The 2,965-nt window shown below is 33.6% G+C and carries 4 protein-coding genes and 1 pseudogene; all 5 read right to left on the bottom strand.

Going from position 1 to position 2,965, the window contains the following annotated elements; all coding sequences use genetic code 11:
* Positions 1-74 precede the first annotated feature (74 nt).
* A pseudogene (locus ORQ98_RS29795) lies at positions 75-536 on the bottom strand (IS1 family transposase); the annotation flags it as partial.
* 64 nt (positions 537-600) lie between these two features.
* Complete coding sequence (locus ORQ98_RS29195) at positions 601-756, bottom strand: transposase (RefSeq protein WP_274692347.1); 156 nt, start codon at positions 754-756, stop codon at positions 601-603.
* Between the two features lie 270 nt (positions 757-1,026).
* Positions 1,027-1,554, bottom strand: a complete 528-nt coding sequence (locus ORQ98_RS29190) for a hypothetical protein (protein WP_274692346.1) — start codon at positions 1,552-1,554, stop codon at positions 1,027-1,029.
* Positions 1,555-1,806 (bottom strand): hypothetical protein, encoded by a 252-nt coding sequence (locus tag ORQ98_RS29185; RefSeq protein WP_274692345.1) that lies wholly within the window; start codon positions 1,804-1,806, stop codon positions 1,555-1,557.
* A gap of 49 nt (positions 1,807-1,855) precedes the next feature.
* Entirely contained in the window at positions 1,856-2,776 is a 921-nt protein-coding gene (locus ORQ98_RS29180) for a Pvc16 family protein (protein WP_274692344.1), read from the bottom strand.
* Positions 2,777-2,965: the final 189 nt, after the last annotated feature.

Here is a 2,965-nt window from a genome sequence, read left to right as displayed (position 1 = left end):
CAATAAACTCCTCCTTCCTATGGTACATGGCCTGTAGAGCAATGTTTTATAATTCAAAAACTGTCCACAGTATTGTCCTTGCGAGAATCGAGTATATACGCTAGTACATTGCCAGATACGGCATCGATCGCATGCCACAGCCAGCGCTGATTGCCTTTCTTCTTTACAAAACTCCACATCTCATCGACTTTTGCCACCAATACTTTTTCCAGCTTAACCTTGGTATCACTGGGATTTTCTAATTGTTCTAACCGCTCATTATTAACAGTGTGTAGCTCAGACCCTTTTTTTTAGTGTCTCAATGACCGTATGCCCAGAACTCTGGCTATATCTCGTATCCCGCTTCCATTCACAGTCATATCGATGATGGTTTCTTTTACCCCTGGCTGGTAAGCTTTGATTACTATAATCCAATATGAATAACTTTTTACAGAGTAGACTCTTACACTGATAGCGTTGCTTTCCTTCTGGCGTATAACCTATTTTTTCACTTGATCACTATTGCACTGAGTGCACAACACCTTAACTGTAGCCACAACTCTCTCTTCACTGACTAGTATTATAAATCTTGGCTACCATACAACAAAAGAGGTGCTTATCTCAGTCCCACTTTCTTGAACAATATTTAGACAAACACAGATTTGGGTTACTACCTAATCGGTGAGCAACTTCAGAGGGCTTCATTTGTTGCTCTACAACTAATTGGACTGCGCCTTGTTTAAATTCTGGTGTGCAAGTCTTCTTCTTTTTGGTCATAACTACTTCCAACAACACATGAGGCTATTATCTCTTAGTTACCAAAAAGTCGGTAGCAAAGGATACTATAAGCCAATATTGGACTGTCAAAAATACTATAGTTATAGTGTTTTTACTTTACATTCACACCCTAATGGTATCCATTTCATCCGACTTTTTAGTAAGTGTTGGTTTCTATTAGACCATTACATTAAGTGAGACAATATTTGCCAACAAAAAGATCAAAAATAGTCATTTTTTAGCAAGAGCTGACCATTTTTTGCACTGAACTCATGTCATGAAATGATATTGTATATGGGAGTTAAGTTTTTGTTCAGATTCTAGGAATTTCTTATATAACTCTTCATATCTTTTCTTCCATCTTCTATTCCAATTCCTTTTCTCAATAGATGCATACTTATACTTTGAACAGTTTTTAAGGCCTATATAGCCAGAACCATGGCAATTTGAACATTCAGCAATGTTTATAGGTTGATCATGGCAATATTTACATGGAGTAGAGTAAACTATTTCAAAGCATGCCAGTTCGGATAGCCGTGTAAAAATTTTTATGTTTGTTCGCCAATTATTTTTTTTTGAAATATTGATAAGGTGTTGGATAGATAAAGTTATAATTATTTTTTTTGATGTAGTATCATCACAAAAAATTAGCCTACCTAAGTGGTAGGAGAATTCATCTAAACTGCCCATCCCTAATGCAGCAGAAACGTCTGACCATTCTATTTTTTTATAGTCTGTAGATACTTTATCAAGTCGATAGCTAGCAGGATTCATCATCAACATATATTTACCTTTCATTTATTTTAATTCTTTTTTTATAAGATGATTTACATATGGCTGATAAATTCCTTGCCAATCTATAATACCGTTAAAAGTCTTAATTATATTATATGCTTGTATAGGTGTCGGTGCTCGCTCTAGCCTTCGCCAAGAGCTAACAGTTCTTTTTTTTACCTGTAATATTTTTGCAATTTCGTCATCTCCATATTTTTGAATAAATACTGATAGTTCTAAGATTCTTTTATCCTGGAAAGCAATATTTGAGCTCATACTTTATTGCTACTTAATGGTTAATACTTAGGTATGTGAATGAAAATTTTTATATTGATAGGGATAAGCTTTCAGTTTTTATTGTGCCTTCAGGTGTTTTTGTTAGTGTAATTTGCTTTTCATCACCTTTGTTATTGTCAATAACATTTATTGCCCATGCGATGTAATTACCTTCATCTAAGTCAATATAAAAAAAGTTACAGTTTTCATTTAATTTACTTTTAATTTCTAATCCAGAGTCTGACTTTTTTAAGGTTACTTCAATATCTTGATAGGTTATATCACTAGTAATGTTAACTGTACCTATTATTGTAATACTGTGTGGTTGGCCCTTCTCAAAGGGAGCATTATCTGCTGAAGTAGCACTACTGGTACCAGCGATAGTAGGAACTTTAACGATTTGGTGAACATTTATAGGTGCAATTACAGCTAGGTGAATCGTAGGCTTTGGAGGGGTCCCTAAAGAATTCCAGAACTCACCTATGCTATGCAATTTAGATTGCCCTAATATTTGTATTGGGACACCATAAGGGGTAGGATTGAAGTCATTATTTAAAAGTATATTAATGGGAATACATTCAAATTTACCTATGCCAGAAACTATATTAGATAATATTTGCTGCTCTACAATTGATTTATTGTTTTGGCTTCTACTCCAAGCGGTTATTAGAAATGATAAATTAACAAAAGTGGGTCTATACCTGATATTGCTTGTTAAAGTTGGCGAAGGTTCATCTCCATTGCCATCATTAACAGTTATTAATGTTGTTAATGAATCACTGTATCTAAGTTCATAGTTTTCAATTAAATCATATAAGTAAATATTGATTACTGGTTTACTGCCTATTTTTGATACAAACTCTGCATCAGGTACGTCAAAATTTATTTCAATATCAAATTTATTTATTACTTCTTTAGTAATCATTTCTTTTATGGAGGCAGAAATAGCCTCTATAGGAGCTTTCTGCATAATAAAGTTACTCCTTTACTATTGTTGATGATTAATTTTAAGTTTATCGATAAGAGTAATTTTAGTCTTTTATCTGTCTGGTAGCTTTTCTGAAAACTATTTTAAAATATAATTGCGATTAACAGCGATTTCGATCACACACTGTTGCACAGCAATAGACGACATGGTTTCTATTTCCTTGCTTTATTC

It is taken from the genome of Spartinivicinus poritis (assembly GCF_028858535.1).
GTDB lineage: Bacteria > Pseudomonadota > Gammaproteobacteria > Pseudomonadales > Zooshikellaceae > Spartinivicinus > Spartinivicinus poritis.
This window is presented reverse-complemented; position numbering and strand designations above follow the sequence as displayed.

Bases quoted from the DNA above. Each gene is read 5' to 3' on its own strand.
- ORQ98_RS29180 (WP_274692344.1), bottom strand. From the start codon at position 2,776: ATGCAGAAAGCTCCTATAGAGGCTATTTCTGCCTCCATAAAAGAAATG.
- ORQ98_RS29190 (WP_274692346.1), bottom strand. From the start codon at position 1,554: ATGAAAGGTAAATATATGTTGATGATGAATCCTGCTAGCTATCGACTT.
- ORQ98_RS29195 (WP_274692347.1), bottom strand. From the start codon at position 756: ATGACCAAAAAGAAGAAGACTTGCACACCAGAATTTAAACAAGGCGCA.
- ORQ98_RS29185 (WP_274692345.1), bottom strand. From the start codon at position 1,806: ATGAGCTCAAATATTGCTTTCCAGGATAAAAGAATCTTAGAACTATCA.